At 39.8% G+C, this 16,172-nt stretch carries 13 protein-coding genes; 8 read left to right on the top strand and 5 right to left on the bottom strand.

The features are described from left to right. Nucleotides 1-14: 14 nt before the first annotated feature. Complete coding sequence (locus AC04Q1_RS22590; RefSeq protein ID WP_478366812.1) at nt 15-3,125, bottom strand: SusC/RagA family TonB-linked outer membrane protein; 3,111 nt, start codon at nt 3,123-3,125, stop codon at nt 15-17. A gap of 277 nt (nt 3,126-3,402) precedes the next feature. Here AC04Q1_RS22590 and AC04Q1_RS22595 point away from each other — a divergent pair, with 277 nt between their 5' ends. Beyond that, nucleotides 3,403-4,050, top strand: a complete 648-nt coding sequence (locus tag AC04Q1_RS22595) for a hypothetical protein (RefSeq protein WP_478366813.1) — start codon at nt 3,403-3,405, stop codon at nt 4,048-4,050. Nucleotides 4,051-4,071: 21 nt separating this feature from the next. Here AC04Q1_RS22595 and AC04Q1_RS22600 read toward each other — a convergent pair whose 3' ends face one another. Further along, a complete protein-coding gene (locus tag AC04Q1_RS22600; protein ID WP_478366814.1) occupies nt 4,072-4,527 on the bottom strand; it encodes a nuclear transport factor 2 family protein in 456 nt (151 codons plus the stop codon). Nucleotides 4,528-4,778: 251 nt separating this feature from the next. Here AC04Q1_RS22600 and AC04Q1_RS22605 point away from each other — a divergent pair, with 251 nt between their 5' ends. The 7 genes from AC04Q1_RS22605 to AC04Q1_RS22635 all read left to right on the top strand — a co-directional run bounded on the left by AC04Q1_RS22605 (nt 4,779) and on the right by AC04Q1_RS22635 (nt 10,884). Beyond that, on the top strand, nt 4,779-6,182 hold the full coding sequence (locus AC04Q1_RS22605; protein WP_478366815.1) for a tetratricopeptide repeat protein: 1,404 nt from the start codon (nt 4,779-4,781) through the stop codon (nt 6,180-6,182). A gap of 60 nt (nt 6,183-6,242) precedes the next feature. Then, nucleotides 6,243-7,010 (top strand): phosphosulfolactate synthase, encoded by a 768-nt coding sequence (locus tag AC04Q1_RS22610; RefSeq protein WP_478366816.1) that lies wholly within the window; start codon nt 6,243-6,245, stop codon nt 7,008-7,010. A gap of 65 nt (nt 7,011-7,075) precedes the next feature. After that, nucleotides 7,076-7,819, top strand: a complete 744-nt coding sequence (locus AC04Q1_RS22615; RefSeq protein ID WP_478366817.1) for a shikimate dehydrogenase family protein — start codon at nt 7,076-7,078, stop codon at nt 7,817-7,819. Nucleotides 7,820-7,892: 73 nt separating this feature from the next. Next, a complete protein-coding gene (gene gldD, locus AC04Q1_RS22620) occupies nt 7,893-8,480 on the top strand; it encodes a gliding motility lipoprotein GldD (protein ID WP_478366818.1) in 588 nt (195 codons plus the stop codon). Between the two features lie 60 nt (nt 8,481-8,540). Further along, complete coding sequence (locus tag AC04Q1_RS22625; protein WP_478366819.1) at nt 8,541-9,179, top strand: MBL fold metallo-hydrolase; 639 nt, start codon at nt 8,541-8,543, stop codon at nt 9,177-9,179. 90 nt (nt 9,180-9,269) lie between these two features. Next, a complete protein-coding gene (locus tag AC04Q1_RS22630) occupies nt 9,270-10,502 on the top strand; it encodes an ABC transporter permease (RefSeq protein WP_478366820.1) in 1,233 nt (410 codons plus the stop codon). A 1-nt stretch (nt 10,503) separates the two neighbouring features. Continuing rightward, the gene (locus AC04Q1_RS22635; protein WP_478366821.1) at nt 10,504-10,884 is read left to right on the top strand and encodes a hypothetical protein; all 381 of its coding nucleotides are present in this window, start codon (nt 10,504-10,506) and stop codon (nt 10,882-10,884) included. Nucleotides 10,885-11,215: 331 nt separating this feature from the next. Here the strand turns inward: AC04Q1_RS22635 and AC04Q1_RS22640 are convergent, their stop codons facing one another. The 3 genes from AC04Q1_RS22640 to AC04Q1_RS22650 form a co-directional block, all read right to left on the bottom strand. Beyond that, nucleotides 11,216-12,892, bottom strand: coding sequence for a sodium/sugar symporter (locus tag AC04Q1_RS22640; RefSeq protein WP_478366822.1), 1,677 nt, complete (start codon nt 12,890-12,892; stop codon nt 11,216-11,218). 253 nt (nt 12,893-13,145) lie between these two features. Further along, nucleotides 13,146-14,477 (bottom strand): xylose isomerase, encoded by a 1,332-nt coding sequence (gene xylA, locus AC04Q1_RS22645; RefSeq protein ID WP_478366823.1) that lies wholly within the window; start codon nt 14,475-14,477, stop codon nt 13,146-13,148. A 58-nt stretch (nt 14,478-14,535) separates the two neighbouring features. Further along, entirely contained in the window at nt 14,536-16,020 is a 1,485-nt protein-coding gene (locus AC04Q1_RS22650; protein WP_478366824.1) for a xylulokinase, read from the bottom strand. Nucleotides 16,021-16,172 lie beyond the last annotated feature (152 nt).

A 16,172-nucleotide genomic window follows, 5' to 3' on the forward strand; every position in this document is an offset into this window, starting at 1 on the left:
CTTTTCGTTAATTATTAAAAGCCAATTGTTGCGGTAAAACCATAAATACGTGTTGGAGGCGTTTGGTTTAAGTTGTTTACACCTTGTGCATTTCCTGTTCCCACATTAATCTCCGGATCGGTATAAATGTTATCGCTCGGTCTGAACATAAACAGGTTTCTTCCAATCAAAGCGATACTTGCATTTTTAATAAATTTTGCTTTACTCTGTAACCATTGTGTAGGCACCTGGTAAGCCAAAGAAAGTTCTCTGATTTTCCAGAACGCCGCACTCATTACATAGTTAGAAGCAGTATTGTTGCGGATACCATCGGCCCAGAAAGATCCGTTACCATTAATAGTAGTGGTATTCGTATTCGGAACAAATACGCCTGGTGAAGTTTGGATAACTGAATTTGGATAGATAAAACGCTCTCGTCCAGCCGCAGCAGAAGTATAACTGATACCCGCAAAATCTAATGTGCTTGCAAAACTATTGTAGAAAACGTTACCACTACGGTATTCTGCAACACCTGATAGGGTGAAGTTTTTAAAGGTGAAACTGGTATTGATACCCAAAACATGGCTTGGGTTAGTTTGACCAAAATCTTTGTTGATTGGGTTAGAAAGTGGTAAACCCGTATTGGCATCCACAATAACATGCCCCTGTGGATCGGTTTGATAAGTACTTACCTGTAAGGAAGGGAAACTTTGGCCAACTACGATATAGTTGTTGTCGCCAATGCCCAATTGGTTCTGTCCCTGATATAATGACAACACTTTATTCGTATTGTATGAATAGTTGATACCTACATTCCATCTAAACCCATTCGAAAAACCAACTACAGGAGCTGCGTTTAAGCTAAACTCAATCCCTTTATTTTGGCCTTCACCAGTATTGATTGTCGCACTGGTGTAACCCGTTGTACCCGATAAATCTATCCCGTTGATGATCTCCTGATCTTTAGTGTTCTGAAGATAAGCTGAGGTTTCTAAGGTAATACGGTTATTTAAAAAACCTATATCAATACCTATCTCTTTTGAAATGGTTTGCTCTGGCTTTAGGTTTGGATCGAGTAACTTGTTATCGATTGAATAACCTGCGGTACCACCATATGGAAAACCACCAGCAGGACTAAGTGTCGAAACCAAGCTGTAAGGATCAACCTGTACGGCGTATACTTTAGAAATACCTCCACGAAGTTTCAAATTACTGATGATTTTACTTTCCTTTAATGCAGGGATAGCATCAGTAAGTGTTACAGCCGCATCAATAGCAGGGTAAAAGAAAGAGCGATTGGTTACCAATAACCTCGAATCCCAGTCATTCCTTCCAGAAATGTGAATGGTAAAAAAATCATTGTAGGTTGCGGTTATATCCCCAAAAACCCCTAACTGACGTGAATTGCGTTCGTTTTCAGAACCCACAATTTCACCGGTGCGGTTATCAAGATTGAATAAATTATCAACCACTAAGTCATTCCCCGTTTGAGTCATGTATTTATAGTTCTTCTGGATCACCTGCGCACCACCAATTACCGTAAACTTAAATCGGTTAAACGTTTTAGTAGCTGTTGCAAGAAAATCGCCGGTATATCTGCTTTCAAATTCATTGTAATCGGTAACCGATGATCTTGTGTATTGCGTTGCTGCTATTCCTTTGCCCGAATTGTGCGCAAAATCCGAATAGGTAAATGCATAGTTTCTATTTTTACCCTGGGTATTTTTGGTACTCAAACCGCCCCTGGCCAATAAACTTAACCAATCAACAGGTCTGTAGGTAAAAGATAGATTACCCAACAAGTCATCTCTTCTCTCGTTGTTTCGGTTTTGCTGTAAACCGAAATAAGGACTATTGTAATAATCGTTATAAAAATCATTAGGGTTACCATATTTAGAGTTTAGGTCGCTGTACTCGGTTAAAGGTACATTACCAGGCGTATTGATTACATTATTATATACCTGGTTGTTACTCTTATCGTAGTTTCTCTGGGTATAGTTAAATGAATAATCAGCCAAGAACTTATTCAGTTTACGTGTTCCATTAACACGGATGGCTGTTCTGTTCGATTTATCACCAGGAACATAACCTTTACTGTTTACACGCTGAAGGTTGATATAAGTTGTTCCGTTTTCATTTCCTCCCGAATAAGCAAGGTCGTTCTGCTCATCGATACCCGTTTCGAAGAAGTTTTCTTTCTCACCATCTTTATAGGTATAAGGAACCATCTGGTAGGTACCGTCAGGCAAAATACGGCCCAATGGTCTGATGCTGCCATCAAAGCGCTCTCCAAAGGTCTGGTTCTCAAAAGGGGTGTATAAACCAAATCCGTAATCATCCTGAGTGGTACCGCCACCAAACTCTGTTTGCAGCTTCGGAAAGTAACTTAAACGATTTAGTAACGTGGAATTAGTATAAGTTACTGTACCTCCATCAGAAGATCCCCGCTTGGTACTTACGATCATAACACCGTTCGAAGCATCCGATCCGTAAAGCGCCGCAGCATTTGCACCCTTTAAAATGTTAACATTTTCGATATCGTTCGGGTTAATCGAGTTTAACTGGCTTAACGGAACAATAATACCATCTAACACCAAAAGTGCCTGGTTATTTCCGGTAAACGATCTGTTACCACGTAATACCACCCTCACCTGATCACCGGCATCAATCTGGTTGTTGGCCTGGTTAATCTGTAAACCTGCAACTTTACCCGATAAACCGGTGGCCAGGTTGGTTGGCTTGCTCGAGGTTAGTGCTTTACCGGTCACCTGTTGTGTAGCATAACCGATTTCTTTTGGTTTACGTTTGATACCCAAGGCGGTAGAAATCGTAACCTCACTTAAGCTTTTTGAATCTGGCTCCAGGTTAACGTTAAAATTTGACTGGGTGCCAACTGCAACTTCTTTCGCCACAAACCCGATATAAGAGAATTGTAACACCTCATTTGCATTAACGCTGATGGTAAATTTCCCATCCGAACCGGTAGATGTCGCTTTTTTGGTATCCTTTACACGGACACTCACCCCTGGCAAAGGTAATCCATCGTTAGATGCAACCACTTTACCAGTAATATTTTTACTTTGCGCATTTGCTTGTATAATGCCACAAAATAAAAACATGAATAAACACAGTACGAGTTTTCTCATAGTTTTTTAAAGTTTGTTTAAGTTAATAATGCGCGAATTACAGTTTTTTTTATCAATAAATCAAAAAAAATAATGTTTATCTTAAAAATGTTATAAATTGCGTTTAAATATCAACTAAAATGTTTTAGTAATTTGAAATTATCACATATTTTGACATAAGGACTGACGTGTTTTAGTTCCTTTTGCGATCTGTTTTAGCTTTAAATTCCTGCTAATTTTTCACTAAAATTAACCAATCAAAATGCCCCAAAATCCTTATACTTTTATTAACGCACCCATGAAAAAAATTTCTACTCTGCTTTTCTTGATTAGCCTTACTACTTACACTTTTGCTCAGAATGTTACCGTAGGACCGAGCGCAAAACCACTTCTAGTAACAGTGGCTAAAAACCTTGTTGAAGGAAGCCCTTACTTTAACACCAAATATGCCAACGGCAGCATCAAGACCGTTAGCCAGAAAGCGTTCGACATCAAGAATGTGAGGTATAATTTAGAGACGCAGCAATTGGAATACACTGAGAATAATAACGTGTATGCCATTCAGGATTCAGTACAATCGTTCACCCTGCTCGATTCTGTGGGTAATTCGCATCAATTTGCCAAGGTGAAATCAGGACAGTCAGAAGGATTTTACGAAGCAGTGGCTGACGGTAACGTTGCGCTGTTAAAACAGTACACGGTTAAAAAGGAAATAGTTGAAGACTGGTTTACCAAGAAGAAAACCAATAAATTGGTGCAGCACAGCGCATATTTTACCAGTAAAGGGGGCACACTTCAAAAGTTTACGCCTTCAGCAAAAAATATAGCGATGGTTCTGTCCGATAAAAAAGAAAAGGTATCCGCTTATATTAAAAGCGAACAACTGGATATTAAACAGGACGACGACCTGATTAAAGTGTTCACATACTACAATACGTTAAACTAAACTACAATAAAGGCTGGCTGCTTAATTACATCCTGTTTTTCTTCTCGTATCGATGATGTAAACAATCTGCCAGCCTTTATCGCCCTTTACCAACTGGAAGGAGTTCACACCGCAATGGCTGAACTTTTCGCCGAGATAAAATTTATAATCTGTCCAAACTGAAGCCAGGGGGCCATCAATCAATATTTTGGTAAAAACAATGCGTTCATCGTACTGCTCTTGGTGTGGCGTTCCAATGAATTTAACAAAATCGTTTACCGGTTCAGTACGCACGTTTACCTTACCGCCCTTATCAACGATGGTCTGCATTATGGCACCATGGGCAAATGCCGAGGCGGTTAATGTACTATCGCCGGCTTTCATCCCTTCAAAAAGATTATTTACGGCTTTTTTAACAGCGTTTTCTTCATTGTTCTGCGCAAAACTTTGTGTAACAAAACATAGTAAAAACAGGGTAAAAATGATTGGTCCTTTCATGACTTCTTAATTACGTATATCCCATAAATTTATAGTATTTTTGTAAAAGAAGGGAAAAGGAACCGCGATGTTGCAAAAAAATCTATCGATTATCCACACATCTTAACCATAGTTAATACACTTTATATTCAGCTATTTACGCTGTTTTAAGCAATTGATGTTAATAATTATTTTAAAAACGGATAATTAAAATCGGTAAACTTATAATGTGTTTTTCTGCTAATTGGCACGGTTCTTTAATAGTATAATATATGGAAGAAGAATTCTTTTTTGAATCCAACGAAGACGCACAACGCTCAGTAGAACGTTACGAAGAAATGCTCCGCAATCAGGATCAGTATTTTTTCGATGCAGGTGCATTCGAATACATTGTAGATTTTTACATTGAGAAAAATGATCCGGTCAAAGCTTTGCAGGTAGTTGATTTTGCAATCAGTCAACATCCCTATGCAACTGTTTTTTTAATCAAACAGGCTCATCTTTACATTTTAACCAACAACAACGAGAAAGCGTTTATTGCTTTGCATAAAGCTGAGCTTTTAGAACCGTCAGAACCGGATATTTATCTGTTGCGGGGTAATATTTTTCAAAATACCGAACGTTATGATGAGGCTTTGGAAAATTATGAAAAAGCTTTGGGCCTTGCGGAAAGTACTGACGAGATTTTACTGCAGATGGCTTACGTTTATCAGAGCATGAGCGATTATGAAAGTGCCATTACCTATATCAAGCTCAGTTTAGAGCAAAATATGGAGAACCAGGACGGTTTGTACGAACTGGCTTTTTGTTATGATGTATTAGACAAACAAGAAGAAAGCATTAAGTTTTATCAGCAATATATCGATACCGACCCCTATTCGTATGCAGCTTGGTACAATTTGGGGAATAGTTTTCACAAATTGAATCTTTTCGAAAAAGCGATTGATGCTTATGACTATGCCATTTTAATTAAGGAGGATTTCAGCTCTGCTTATTTTAATAAAGGCAATGCACTGGTTCAGCTGGATAAGTATGACGAGGCCATTGAGGTGTACAAACAGACTTTCGAATACGAACAGCCCAATGCTGATACCTATTGTGCCATTGGCGAGTGTTACGAAAAGCTCGAGAAAATGGATGAAGCGCGTTCTTACTATAAAAAATCGGTAAAAATGGATCCTAAAATGGGCGATGCCTGGTTTGGGATCGGTGTTACCCTGAATTTTGAAGAACGTTACTTTGAATCGCTTCATTTTTATAAAAAAGCAATTGATCTTGAAGCAGAAAATCCTGATTTCTGGTTTGCCATGGCCGATGCTTATTATAAATTGGGCCAGATTGATGAATCGATCGAAGCCTATGAGAAAGTGCTGGAATTTAATCCATTGGATATCGAAGCCTGGTTGGATTTTAGTACCGTGCTTTACGAGCAGGGAAAATTGCTTGAAGCATCGGAAACGATGGCAGAGGCGATTAAGAATAATCCGGAAGCCGCAGAGCTGTATTACCGCATGGTGGCCTATCTTTTTGCGCTTGGAAATTATAGCGATGCGCTTGGATATCTGGAAACAGCTTTAACAACCGACCCCGATAAACATTATATCCTATTCGAATATCTGCCGCAGTTGCAGGATAATAGTGCCATTTTGAACGTTATAAACAGATATATTAAGTAACGAGCTTGTGAGAAAAATTTAACAAATAAATCTCAAAATTTTTTTCACTTTTGTACGCATATGAATTATCCATTATTAAACGTTCCCGAACGTCCATCTAAACCGCGCCAAAAAGGCTTAACAATGGTTATGGATAAGGGATTGAGCCTGCGCCAGGTTGAAGATTTTATTGAAGTTGCCGGCGTACATACAGATATCGTAAAATTAGGTTGGGCTACATCACATGTAACGCCAAAACTTAAAGAAAAATTAGCTTTATATAAAAGTGCCGGTATTCCAACTTATTTCGGAGGAACACTGTTTGAGGCATTTATTATCCGTAATCAATTTGCAGATTACCAACGCATTTTAGATCAGTACGGAATGGAATATGCAGAGGTTTCTGATGGCTCTATCGAGATTGAACATGATAAAAAATGTGAATTTATCCGTGAACTTGCTAAACAGGTAACCGTTATCTCTGAGGTGGGGAGTAAAGATGCAGCCAAAATATTTGCCCCGTATAAATGGATTAAATTAATGCAGGCAGAAATTGAGGCCGGTTCGTGGAAAGTAATTGCCGAAGCCCGCGAAGGCGGTAACGTAGGTATTTACCGTGGAAGCGGCGAGGTACGTGAAGGCTTGGTTGACGAAATTTTAACCCAGATTCCCGAAGAAACCATCATCTGGGAAGCACCACAAAAAGAGCAGCAGGTTTGGTTTATTAAATTAATCGGCAGTAATGTAAACCTTGGTAATATTGCTCCAGCTGAAGTAATTCCTTTAGAAACCATCCGTTTAGGTTTACGTGGAGATACTTTTGACTATTTCCTGAACCAGGTAAAATAAATTCATAATCGAATAATAAACCTTACAGGCGCTAAAATCTGTAAGGTTTTCGTTTTTAATTAAATATGAAAACATACGGCCTAATCGGGTATCCGCTATCTCATTCCTTTTCCAAAAAATATTTCACCGAAAAGTTTTTGAATGAGGGCATAGCCGATCATCAATACGAACTTTTCCCGATTGAGGATATTAAATCTTTACCCGATCTGTTGAGCAAGAACCCATCACTCTGTGGATTAAACGTAACCATTCCGCATAAGGTAAATGTACTTTGTTACTTAAACGAAGCAGATGAAGCCGCCGATAAAATCGGTGCGGTAAATTGTATTTCGATCAAAAGTTTTGAAGGTACAAGCTATTTAAAAGGGTATAATACCGATGCCTATGGCTTTGAAGAATCGCTTAAACCTCTACTTGGCCCACAACATACAAAAGCATTGGTTTTTGGCGATGGAGGAGCGGCAAAAGCAGTAAAATATGTATTGGAAAAGTTAAATATCCAATACCAGGTGGTGGTGCGTAACCCTGTTCCGGGAGCAATTTTATATGCAGAAATTACTCCGGAAATCTTAGCTTCACACCGGTTATTAATCAATACCACGCCTTTGGGGATGTCGCCAAATGTTGATACCTTTCCTGAAATTGATTATAGCCAGCTCGGCCCCAATCATTTGGCCTACGATTTGGTATACAATCCATTGGAAACTGCATTTTTAGCCAAGGCAGCAGCGCGTGGTTCGAGTATTAAAAACGGTCTGGAAATGCTTTACAAACAGGCCGAAAAAGCCTGGGCAATTTGGAATAAATAATTTAACGTATCGTCATGGCGAGGAGGAACGATGAAGCCCGCCTGCAGCAGTCAGGCAATCTTTGATAAAATGTATGAAATTAAAACAACTGATCTGTCTTCCTTTCCTATTGCTTTTGTTTCTAACGGCTTGTCAGAACCATGATTATAGCCCTAAACCAAGAGCATATTACAGAATTGTATTTCCCCAAAAAAACTATATAACATTCACTCAGCCTGTTCCTTTCAGCTTTAAATACCCCACTTATGCCATGGTTGAACAGGATAAAAGCCGCGATGCCCAAAAAGACTGGTATAACCTCCATTTTAAGCAGTTTAATGGCTTTTTACACTTGACCTATTATGATGTCTCGGGTAAAGGCGAATACGATGAAATGGTAGAAGATGCGCGAAAACTGGCTTTTAAGCACACCATAAAAGCCAGTGCTATTGACCAAAAGGCGATCAATTATCCCGACCGGAAAGTATATGGCATCTATTATGCCATTGAAGGAAATACCGCATCGTCTGTCCAGTTTTTTTTAACCGACAGTGCAAAACATTATTTTAGGGGTGCCTTATATTTTAATGAGCGCCCACAATACGACTCCATTGCACCTGTGATTAATTTTATTAAAAAAGATATCGATACGCTGATTTCTACCTTCAGGTGGAAGAATTAATTTATTATTTGTTAACCTGAACAGCTCAATTCTGGTCAGGAATTCTTTTTAAAAAAGCTTATGATTACCGTAAAAACCTTCACCTTTAACGCCTACAGCGAAAATACCTATATCCTTTACGATGAAACTAAAGAATGTATCATCATTGATCCGGGGATGTATGAAGGCTTTGAGCAAAATGAACTGACTTCCTTTATTAAACAGGAAGGACTTAAGCCTGTTTTATTATTAAATACACATTGCCATCTTGATCATGTTTTTGGCAATAAATTTGTCTTCGAAACTTATGGTCTAAAGCCACAGTTTCACGAAGGCGAATTGCCCATTTTAAATGCAATTCCGGGTTATGCCCCTTCTATGGGCTTCACCCGTTATGACATTTCGCCTCAACCTGATACTTTTTTGCCTGAAACAGGAACAGTTTCTTTTGGCAATAGTACCCTAAGCCTAATCTTTGCTCCAGGCCATTCCCCTGCGCACTTATGCTTTTATAGCGAAGAAGACCATATTTTAATGGGGGGAGATGTGCTTTTTTACGGCAGCATAGGTCGCTCCGATTTGCCGGGTGGCAATCATCAGCAATTAATTCAAAACATTTCTGATAAACTTTTTGTATTACCAGATGAAACCAAAGTTTATCCTGGCCACGGCCCGGCAACCAGCATTGGTTTCGAAAAACAACACAACCCATTTTTTTAAATGTAAGATGGATGATGGAAAACGGATGATGGTAATACCCATCTGACATATTCCATCTTACCTCATCCATCTTTTATTATCTTTACCGCTGTGAATACATCGTTTTATATTGCAAGAAGGTATCTTTTTGCCAAAAAATCAACCAATGCCATTAACCTGATCTCGGGTATCTCGATGGTTGGCGTAATGGTGGGCAGCGCAGCATTAATTATTATTCTTTCGGTTTTTAACGGTCTGGAAACAGTAGTACTGAACATGTTTGATACCATTACCCCCCAAATTGCCATTACCCCGGCAAAGGGAAAAACCTTCGATCCGAATACCAGCTATTTTAACCAGCTCAGAAAAAATAAAGATGTTGCTGCTTTTACAGAAGTACTGCAAGAAAATGCCTTGTTAAAGTACAATAATAAGCAAGCCGTTGGTATGGTAAAGGGGGTGAGTTTAGATTATTTAAAAAACACCAAATTAGATAGCACCATTAAAGAAGGGCATTTTATATTGCACAACAGGAGTGGAGATAATGCCGTAATCGGTTCGGCTTTGCAGAGTTATCTCGCAGTAAATACCGTTGATCCCTTTACCGAGCTGGAAATTTACTCACCCAAAAAAGACATTTCAGCCAGCAGTTTAAATCCCGCCGACGATTTCGTGGCAAAAAGCATCCGGGTAAGCGGCGTTTTTGAGGTACAGCAGGATTTTGATAATGGCATCATTGTCCCCCTTGGTTTTGCCCGAGAACTCCTGGGCGAAGAGAAAAATGTGTCTGCGATAGAGATCAATCTGCAACCAGGTGTTGATGTAGACGACTTTCAAAAAGAGGTGATAGAAAAGGTTGGCAAGGATTATGAAGTGAGAAATCAGGCCGAGCAGAATAAATCGCTCTACCACATTCTAAATACCGAAAAATGGGCTGTATATATTATTCTTACTTTTATCCTGATTATTGCTATCTTTAATATCATAGGGTCGTTAACCATGTTAGTAATAGATAAGGTAAAGGATGTTGCCATTCTGAGCAGTTTGGGCGCAGGGAAAAAATTAATCAAACGTATATTTTTATTTGAGGGCATGATGATTACCATGTCGGGCTGTGTGCTTGGCTTAATTATAGGCCTTATATTCTACTATTTTCAGCACACTTACGGCCTGATCAAAATGGGTGAAGAAAATAAAACCCTTGTTACTTCCTATCCAATAGGCTTAAAATGGAAAGATTTCGTTTTAGTTTTTGTTACGGTAGGTATCTTTTCATTTTTGGCATCTGCTTTGTCATCCAATCTGAGTGTTAAAAAGATAGACCAAATTAATCAATCCATATAAAATGAAGTTATTTAAACAAGCGATTGTATTTGTTGTGCTCCTTGGCGTAGCCTTTACAGCTTGTAGAAACGATAAAGCCGAGGGAGAAAAAAGTAATCTGAAAACAGTTAAAGGTTTGTATACCTTTGGCCCGGAAATGAAATCTTTTACCCTTTGCGAAGACGGGAGGGAATATTGGGTTAGAGACAGTGTAAAAACTTTAGAACTTTCCTACAGTAACCTGGGATTCGAAAAGCCTTACGAGCCTGTTTATGTAGAGTTAGAGGGCTATTTCGCCAAATCGGATACGGCTAACGTTGCCGCCGACTTCGATTCTACTCTAGTGGTCACTAAAGTGATTAAAATCAGCAAAGAAATTCCAGACGGGCCTTGCGCGCAATAAATGCCAAAATACTTCGGTTGGGGTCCACGAATTAAACTAATTTTATAAGTAATATCTTATTTCCGTTAATCAATACTTGGCGCTTTCAAAAGATAATATCTTTTTTGGAGCGCATGTTACAGTGTTAATCCGATAAGACAGTCCTGCTTTCCATTCCATGTCCTCGCTGCGCTGTGGGCTTTACATTTCAATCAGGGCTATTCTGACTGCTTTTGCTGCTATTAAACATGCCTAAAAAAAAGCTTTCTGGTTTCCCGGAAAGCTTTTGAAATTATGATGCCTTGGTTCGTGTTTCCACGAAGCAAAAGATTATTTTTGGATAAGCATGTATCTACCAGTAGATGCCGTAAAGCGCAACCAGTAAACCGATAATAATTAATGCCCCCACAGCAAAACTTGTGGTGGTTTTGAACATTTTCGAATCGATTTCCAGTCCTTTTGGATTCACGCCATTTTTATTCTCAAATAAACTGATAATCACCATACCGATGATACAGAATACGAATACAAAACCCATTCTATCCAGGAAAGGGATTTCGTAAATACCCGCTGCATTTTTAACCGAGAAACCCATTCCCGATAACCAGGAAAGATCGGTCCAGCCTGGAAGGAATTTTAGTAATAACGACAATCCGAAACCGCCAATGGTTGCAAAAAGTGCGGCATTTGAAGTGGCTCTTTTCCAGAAGAAACCAAGGATAAACATGGCAAATATACCTGGAGATACAAAACCGGTATACTCCTGGATATATTGGAAACCACCTTTTTTATCGATACCCAAATATGGTGCGATTATTACTCCGAGGAACATGGCTACAACTACTGCTATTTTACCCGTAAAAACAAGGTTCTTTTCAGAAGCATCGGTTTTTAATACTTTTTTATAAATATCCAAAGTAAAGATGGTTGCAATACTGTTTGCCTTACCGGCTAAAGAAGCTACTACAGCTGCTGTTAATGCAGCAAACGATAAACCTTTTAAGCCTGCTGGCAATAAGTTTAACAACACAGGGTAAGCACGATCGGGGTTAACTGATCCATCCTGCAGCATCTCCGATTGGAAAGCCCCGTCTTTATACAATACGTAAGCTGCAATACCTGGCAATACCACAATAATTGGCATCAACAACTTTAAGAAAGCCGCAAATAAGATACCCCCACGGGCCGTTTTTAAATCTGCACCCAGGGCACGTTGCGTGATGTATTGGTTACAGCCCCAATAATTGAGGTTTACAATCCACATACCACCTACAAGCACGCTTAATCCTGGCAAATCGATATAGTTTTCGTTTTCAGGTTTTAAGATCATGTGGAAATGTTCGGATGCCTTTGAAGTCATTAAGCTATAACCTTCAAAAATACCTGATGTACCATAATGTGCAGAGACCAGGTTTAACGCCAGGTAAGTTGTAGCTAAACCGCCCAGAATTAAGAAAAACACCTGGATAACATCCGTATAACCGATTACTTTCATTCCACCCAGCGTAATGATGATGGCAAAAGCAGCAATGGCATACATACAGAACTTTAACTCGAAACCAGAGATACTACTCACCGCTAAAGCGCCTAAATAAAGGATTGAAGTTAGGTTTACCACTACATACAACAATAACCAGAATACGGCCATGATCATGGCTACCGTTCCGTTGTAACGTTGGTGCAAAAACTGGGGCATGGTGGCAATTTTGTTCTTCAGGTAAACCGGAATAAAGAAAACCGCAACAATAACCAGGGTAAGGGCAGCCATCCACTCATAGGTTGCAATTGCAAGTCCCATCTTAAAGCCCGATCCGCTCATGCCGATAAACTGCTCCGCAGAAATATTCGATGCAATTAAGGATGCACCAATTGCCCACCAGGTAAGTGATCCTTCAGCCAGAAAATAGTCTTTTGAGCCTGTGGATGCGGATTTTTTCTTGTTGTAGATGTACAGACCGTAAGCAGCCACAATAACGAAGTAGATCGCAAATACAATGTAATCCTTCGTGTCCAATAAGTTGTGTTTCATTAATGTAATAGCGGTTATTTGGTTTAGAAACCTAAATGTAGTAAAATCATAAATTAATCTGTGCTTTTTTTTAAATTAAAAAGTGTTAAGATGACGTTTATTATTTTCGGGATCACGAAGAATATCCTCATTTCGACTGGAACTCAGTCCCGAACATTTGGGAGAGAAATCTTAATCCACGGTTTGCGTCGCCACAGAGCATTATAAATAAATGCAAGTGGCCTGTGAAGACACAGACCACGGGGAAACAGCTTTAAATATACCTGTTGATTAAATTTTCCAAATATTCTTGCTTTCCACTACGGACTTCTGGTTCGCCATTTTCTGCAGCATAGTTTCTTAAATCTTCTAAACTTAATTTACCCTGCTCAAATTCTGCACCCTTACCGCTATCAAATGAGGCATAACGATCGGTCCTTACTTTTTTGTAATCAGATTTCTGAAGAATGGCATCAGCGGTAATCAATGCCCGTGCAAAGATATCCATGCCACCGATATGGGCATAAAACAGATCTTTTGGATCGGTAGAGTTACGGCGGATCTTTGCATCGAAATTTACACCCCCGCCTTGCAAGCCACCACCTTCTAAAATAATCAGCATGGTTTCTGTCAACTCATTAATATCGTTAGGGAACTGATCGGTATCCCAGCCGTTTTGGTAATCACCACGGTTGGCATCAATAGAGCCCAACAAACCATTATCTACGGCAACCTGTAACTCATGCTGGAAAGTATGGCCGGCCAGCGTAGCATGGTTTACTTCTAAATTCAATTTAAAATCAGCCAACAGATCATATTGCTGTAAAAAGCCTTTTACTGTTGCTGCATCGTAATCGTATTGGTGCTTAGACGGCTCGCATGGTTTTGGTTCGATAAAGAATGTACCTTTAAAGCCTTGTTTGCGGGCATAATCTTTAGCCGTGTGTAAGAATTTTGCCAAATGCTCCTGCTCGCGTTTCATGTTGGTGTTCAACAAACTCATATAGCCTTCTCGTCCGCCCCAGAAAACATAATTTTCGCCACCAAGTGCAATGGTTGCATCCAGGGCTGCTTTAACCTGTGCAGCCCCATGTGCCAGTACATGAAAATCGGGATTGGTAGATGCACCGTTCATATAACGTTTGTGGCTGAATAGATTGGCCGTTCCCCAAAGGAGTTTCACACCGCTATCGGCTTGTTTTTGTTTGGCATATTCGACAAGGGTTTGCAGCCTGCGCTCATTTTCAGCTACATCATTTCCATAATCGACCACATCTACATCGTGGAAACAGTAATATGGAAGCTGCATTTTGGTGATAAACTCGAAAGCGGCATCCATTTTATCTTTTGCCCTTTCTACCGCATCTGCCTTTTCATCCCAGGGAAAAACATGGGTTGGGCCACCAAAAGGATCGGCGCCGTTGCCATTGAACGAATGCCAATAAGCACAGGCAAATTTAAAATGCTCGTTCATAGTCTTACCTGCTACAACCTTATTGGCGTCGTACCATCTAAATGCCAACGGATTATCGCTTGTTAGGCCTTCAAACTGAATCTGTTCTACGCCTTTAAAAAATTCTTTTGTTCCTGTTACTACTTTTGTCATGTTTTTTTTGTTTTTTGGTTGATGGTCCATAGCTGATAGCCACTTAGGCTAGGAACTATTAAACAATGGATAACTGTTTCTCTAATATTTTTTTCCAATCCTGATAAATTGGCTCGTATGCTACTGAATGTTTTGGCGTTAAAGTTGTAATTGCTTCATGTTTGGTGAAAGCTTCTTCAGCGTTTTCAAAAATCCCGGCACCTATACCTGCGCCCAAAGCTGCACCAACGCTGCCGTCGTTTTCGTAAAGTTCTACCGGTATACACGTAACATCAACAAAAGTCTGCGCAAAGACCTCACTTAAGAATAAATTTGCCCTGCCTGCCCGGATTACTTTGGGGCTCATGCCATTTTCGCGCATAAGGTCCAGTCCGTAACGGAAAGAAAATGCAATGCCTTCCTGTACAGCTCTGAAAATAGCTGATTGGTTATGTGTATTTAAATCGATTCCCAAAAGCTGGGCACCGGTATATTTGTTGTTCAACATCCTTTCTGCGCCATTACCGAAGGGAAGAACCTTTAACCCATGGCTACCGATCGGTGCTTCCGAGGCCAGATTATTCAATTCGGTATAAGTAGCATGTGGTGCAAAATTATATTTTGCCCAACGGTACATGCTGCCGGTGCCGTTAATGCAAAGCAGCACCCCCGTATGTTTTTTCTCTTCTGAATAGGTTACATGGGCAAAAGTATTCACCCTCGATTGTTTATCGTAAGTAAGATCGTTGCTTACCCCGTAAATTACACCCGATGTTCCGGCTGTTGCCGCAACTTCGCCTGGTCTGAGTACATTTAGAGAAAGGGCATTGTTGGGCTGATCGCCAGATTTATAGGCGATTGGGATACCAGCTGTTAAACCCAGTGCGCTGGCCATATCGGCTTTCAGATGACCATGCACCGAAAATAAAGGTTTTACGGCAGGAATAAGGTTTTCATCAATGCCGTAATGGTTCAATACATCTTTAGAAATTTCATGGTTTTTAAAATCCCAGAAAATGCCTTCCGATAGGGCGGAAATACTGGTGGTAATTTCCCCTGTTAATTTCATTCCGATAAAATCTCCGGGCAGCATTATTTTATCAATACGTTCATAGATATCTGCTTCGTTTGCTTTCACCCAGGCCAGTTTAGAAGCAGTAAAGTTTCCGGGAGAGTTCAAAAGGTGTTTCAAAGACCTTTCTTCGCCGATGGCCTCAAAAGCCTGATTGCCCAATTCTACCGCTCTGCTGTCGCACCAGATAATGCTATCGCGCAGTACTTGCTGATCTTTATCGACCACTACCAATCCATGCATTTGATACGCGATACCGATTGCTTTAATTTCTTTGGGATCGAATAAACCTGTAGCATTTAACTTCAGTATAGCCTGTTGTACATTAAACCACCAATCGTTTGGCGATTGCTCGGCCCAGCCCAGCTGTAAGGATTTAATGGCTGTTTCCTCTTCGGGATATTGTGCTGTAGCCAGGCTTTTCTGTGTATCCACATCAACAACTGCAACTTTTATGGATGAAGTACCTAAATCAATCCCTAATAAATACATGCTTTTATCTATTTTAATACTTGGTTATGCAAACGGTTGCATAAAGATAATTGTTAAAATATAAACCGCAAATTTTTATTATTTGGCTTGCTTCAAAACTGTTGACTGAACGACATTAAATCTGGATTAAGCCCCCAGGTGAATTATTAAAT

The sequence above is a fragment of the Pedobacter humicola genome, assembly GCF_056490705.1.

Coding starts and splice junctions, on each gene's coding strand:
- AC04Q1_RS22590 (WP_478366812.1), bottom strand. CDS start 3,125: ATGAGAAAACTCGTACTGTGTTTATTCATGTTTTTATTTTGTGGCATT.
- AC04Q1_RS22595 (WP_478366813.1), top strand. CDS start 3,403: ATGAAAAAAATTTCTACTCTGCTTTTCTTGATTAGCCTTACTACTTAC.
- AC04Q1_RS22600 (WP_478366814.1), bottom strand. CDS start 4,527: ATGAAAGGACCAATCATTTTTACCCTGTTTTTACTATGTTTTGTTACA.
- AC04Q1_RS22605 (WP_478366815.1), top strand. CDS start 4,779: ATGGAAGAAGAATTCTTTTTTGAATCCAACGAAGACGCACAACGCTCA.
- AC04Q1_RS22610 (WP_478366816.1), top strand. CDS start 6,243: ATGAATTATCCATTATTAAACGTTCCCGAACGTCCATCTAAACCGCGC.
- AC04Q1_RS22615 (WP_478366817.1), top strand. CDS start 7,076: ATGAAAACATACGGCCTAATCGGGTATCCGCTATCTCATTCCTTTTCC.
- gldD (WP_478366818.1), top strand. CDS start 7,893: ATGAAATTAAAACAACTGATCTGTCTTCCTTTCCTATTGCTTTTGTTT.
- AC04Q1_RS22625 (WP_478366819.1), top strand. CDS start 8,541: ATGATTACCGTAAAAACCTTCACCTTTAACGCCTACAGCGAAAATACC.
- AC04Q1_RS22635 (WP_478366821.1), top strand. CDS start 10,504: ATGAAGTTATTTAAACAAGCGATTGTATTTGTTGTGCTCCTTGGCGTA.
- AC04Q1_RS22640 (WP_478366822.1), bottom strand. CDS start 12,892: ATGAAACACAACTTATTGGACACGAAGGATTACATTGTATTTGCGATC.
- xylA (WP_478366823.1), bottom strand. CDS start 14,477: ATGACAAAAGTAGTAACAGGAACAAAAGAATTTTTTAAAGGCGTAGAA.
- AC04Q1_RS22650 (WP_478366824.1), bottom strand. CDS start 16,020: ATGTATTTATTAGGGATTGATTTAGGTACTTCATCCATAAAAGTTGCA.